Source organism: Areca yellow leaf disease phytoplasma (genome assembly GCF_041920595.1).
In genome coordinates, this window is sequence record NZ_CP169277.1 from 322120 (window position 1) to 326319 (window position 4200).

Sequence of the window (4200 nt, forward strand, 5' to 3'; positions counted from 1 at the left end):
AATTTGTTTTACAAAAAGAAAAACAATACGGTAATAAAAAAATTCAATTTTATCAATTTGAGCTACCGCAAGGAAGAAAACAAAAAAAAGAAAAAGAAAAAAAGAGTTCAAAATGAACAATATTTGGTTATATTTAAATCCAATTATAGGATTTTTATTAGGCGGGGTTTTAGGAGCTTTTAATGTTTCATTGGTTTAAAAACATTTACAACAAAAATCCTCCCATCAGTGAAAAACAAATCAAAGAAATGTTTCGCCAAATGGAAGTACGTACCCCTTCTGAAAAACAAATTCGTCAAATTATGAAAAGCATGAAACAAGGCAAATAAAATAATGTTTGAAAGTATCTTTTTTAAATTTATTTTTATTGTTTTTATTTGTCTTTTAGTTATTTTTATAATGAATTACTTTTATCGCAAAAATGTTAAAAACAAAATTATAAATTATTTATTGTCTTGTAGCAATTTAGAACAAGAAATATTAAAAAGTTTTTTGCAAAATCCTCACAAAACTTTTCCCTTGACAAAAGATGCCAACATTACCAAAAATTTATTACAATTGAATATCATTTTTTTTAAAAGAAATAGTTTCGGATGCTAAATATAATAATTATGTTTTTAACCCTTTAATAAAAAAAATTATTCACAAAAATAAAGATTTAAAAAAATTTACCGCGAATAATTTTGATCATTAAACATTTATAATTTCAAAGTTATATAATAAAAAAAACACCTTTTAAAGGTGTTTTTTTATTATATCATGAAAAAATTTTATTCTGTAATCAATTCATTTGTAATTTTGCAACTTTAACAGAAACATTTTCATCAGCACTAATTAAACAGAGAAATAGGGCATCTTTTTTTATGAGTTGCATCTGCGATTATTTCAGTTTGTTCCAGCGTCATATCTTGAATTCCTAAAATAGCAGTAGGTTTAAAATAAAAACCTTTATCATCTTTTTGCATTTCTAAAGTTACTTTTACTTTTAAATCTTTATTTTTATAGTCTTGTTCTGCTAAAATCTTTTTAGAAGCTTTATAAAACAAATTGCCCAAGCAAAGACAAAATAAATCAACAGGTCCTGATTGTTTGTTGTGAGACATAAAACTGAAAACTAATTTTTTGTAGTGATTCCTTCTTTTCTTCAAAAAAAACATAAAATAATGGCTGAGATTAAAATAAGCAGTTGTTTTAAAAATAATCATGTAGGCCGCTGCATAAAAAAATATTTCTTTTTTGTATAAAATTTCTTTAGCATCTATTTTATTATAACATCGAAATAAGTTAAAATATAATTATTTTAATTAAAACTAGAGTTGATAATATTTTTTTATCAATGGCCTACTTGATGCATATTTGCTTATTACAATAATGATCGTATTTTAAAAAGGAGGATGAATAATTATTTCTACTACTTTTTTTGCCAAAGAAAACGCTTATTTTTTGATTTGACTTCAGCTCCTTTGATAGTTAAAGGCAAAATAGAATTTACTTTTGCAAGCAATTTCCAGCCCTCCTAAAAGTGGCATTTGCTTGTTTCGTTATTTCTATCTTTAATGCCTCCACCTCAGGAAAAACTACCATTGCCATGCCATTTTAACTTTAGTGACGCTGCCTTTGTGTATTAATTTGGGCAGTTTTCTGATATCATCCTTGAGATTACCATACAATCCAAAGATAAAAAAGCTAATTTTTAAAAACCATGCAGTTCCAAAAAAACAATTAAAATTTTTGTTTGGGAGCAAATGATAAAGTTCTTGGAATAACGCTTGTAATAACAAAAGGATCGAAGTGTATGACTTGTGATTGACATAAATAACAACGTTTTCTTTTGAAGGGATTAAATGAGGATTTTTTGAACTACTACTTTAATTCTTAAAAAAACGGTTGACAAAACGCGACAAACTACGCGAGAACAAATCCTTTAAAATAATGATTGAGAACAAAAAAGGTATCATTAAAAACGAAGACAAAAACCAAAATTATAAAAACGATGTATTAAAAAATAAGCAAGCCAAAATTAAATTATGTAGCGTTTTTGTAGCAAAAAAATCAACGCTAACATAATTTGATTTTTCAACAGAAATGTTAGCCAAACGACAACAAAAATAAAAGTTAACATTTGGGCGTATCTAATTTCTTTTTGATAAATGGCAAAAAATTAATTGTGTGGGTGAATTTCTTTGGATTAATTGGTATTGTGATAAGTCAATTTTGGGAAAAAAACATTTCCTTGATGTTTGTAAAATGTGGGTGATGTATAAAGTTGTTACCCAAAGGTAGGGTTTGTTGATAGATTTTTTCCTCACCAATAATAAAAATATCTTGGGCAGCATCACTGCGCACTTGCCATGAAGGGATTGCAAATCCAGAAACAACATTACAATTAGAGCAATTCCAAATATGTTTTAAAGATGCACATAAGTTTTTTTAAAAATTAAAGGGCTTATTTTTGAAATAATTTTTTAAGGATTTATAAGTTTCATACCCCATTAAAACATTTTGATTAAGAATGAAATTTTTTAAAAATGTGACATAAATCTGTAAAAGTCTATAAGAACCGTTGTTGTCTTTGCCAATCAAAATAATTGTCGAAAGGCAGTAATTAAATTATTAATCATACAGCAATATCGCCTTTCAAAATGCCATCACATTGATAATTTTGCAAAATGTAAAATCACTAAATTTAAAATCATCAATATTTTTTGATGTCGCGATTTAAAATCATTTTGAGAATAATTTTTGGAGTTCTTTGAAATTTGGGTCTGAACTTAGCCTATGAGTGATTCTGCGAACAAGTAACGAAATATATAGCTCTTGAACAAAATTGTGGTTGTAAAGTTAGTTACTTGTGCGACCATCATAAGTAATAAAGAATAAAGCGATATTGAAAAGAGTATTTAGTATCTACTACGTTGATATTGCAAGGAGATTTGCGCCAATGAACATGAAAATTGAATTAAGACGCTGATAAATTAGCAATGCCGTTTGGTTTAATAAGGGCGGATTCAATTGAAATCAAACGCGTCTGGAATTACGGATTGGTTTGATTTGAAATTAAAGAATTTGGTTGATCAACATACATTAAAAATCACGCCATTATTTACACAAAACAGATTTATTACCGTAACATGGCAAAAAAGAGGATCATTTTGATTTTTTACAAATTCTTTCAATGTTTCATTTTTGAAAAAAAGCTGATTGTTGATATTTTGATGAGCCAATCATTCAAATATTCTTTGTTGTTTTTGTACCAAATAACAATAATACGTGTCCCTTTTTGAAAACCATAAAAGTTATTGGATAATTGATCTAAATTCAACATTTTTATTGAACAAAAACTTATTATTTAAGTTAAAGCGCATTGGTAATAAAATACTTTTGACACACCTGTATTAGTACGGTCGTTTTACCAAAACATACTTGCTTTTACAAAATAAAACGACATAAATCTAAATAAGTATTCATAATTGTATAACTCATGTTTTTTAATTGAATAAATATTTGATGTTTACTGTCGGGACAAAACATATAAAAAACTTCTGTGTAAATGGCAGTTAAGTGTTAATTAATTGGTCAGTGAAATAGATTCTGTCCGCATGATGAGATGAGAACTTTTGTTGGTGAAAACTAAATTACAAAAGGTGTTGTAAATTAGAACACATTGCTTGTAAGTTCTACTTACCTGCAAAGGCGCAGTTAAAAAAAAAGCATATAGATATTTTTTGATAATGTTATGGAGTTATTGTGTTCGCTATTTGGATTGATATACATAATAGGATAATGAAAATCAGTTTTTAAAAGAAATTGATTCTTTTTTGTGGCTGCTTTTTAATTGAAAAAGGATTTTTAAATGTAATTCTTTAGGATATCTTAAATTAAAGTAAAAAAAGCTTGTTTTCAATATCAAACTGATTGACGAGTTAAATTTGTGGTTTCATCATTGAAAAATTCTACTGTTACCATCTAAAGCTATACCACCAATGATAATTATTTTGGAAGTGTGTGTGCTAACGCTTTGAACTTTCATCAAATCATAAAAGGGCGTGTTTGCCTCTTTCGAATTGAACCGTGTACTGATTTTCGCAAAACGATTATTTTTTAACAATCTCCTTGCAGTTCTAAGTGGCAGTATCGTTTTAGGCAAATGATTATTAAATAAAGTTTTATAAGGGGATCAAATTTTAGAACTGTAATACG

Annotated in this window: 1 protein-coding gene and 2 pseudogenes; 1 reads left to right on the plus strand and 2 read right to left on the minus strand. The window is 27.1% G+C overall.

Annotated elements, in window-relative coordinates; translation table 11 throughout:
• Positions 1–112: 112 nt before the first annotated feature.
• Positions 113–329 (plus strand): annotated as a pseudogene (locus ACEW7V_RS01900) (YneF family protein).
• Between the two features lie 501 nt (positions 330–830).
• On the opposite strand, the gene ACEW7V_RS01905 reads toward ACEW7V_RS01900, so the two are convergent.
• On the minus strand, positions 831–1205 hold the full coding sequence (locus ACEW7V_RS01905) for an osmotically inducible protein OsmC (RefSeq protein WP_374695277.1): 375 nt from the start codon (positions 1203–1205) through the stop codon (positions 831–833).
• 1412 nt (positions 1206–2617) lie between these two features.
• A pseudogene (thyA, locus tag ACEW7V_RS01910) lies at positions 2618–3468 on the minus strand (thymidylate synthase).
• Positions 3469–4200: the final 732 nt, after the last annotated feature.

Bases quoted from the DNA above. Each gene is read 5' to 3' on its own strand.
- ACEW7V_RS01905 (WP_374695277.1), bottom strand. From the start codon at position 1,205: ATGATTATTTTTAAAACAACTGCTTATTTTAATCTCAGCCATTATTTT.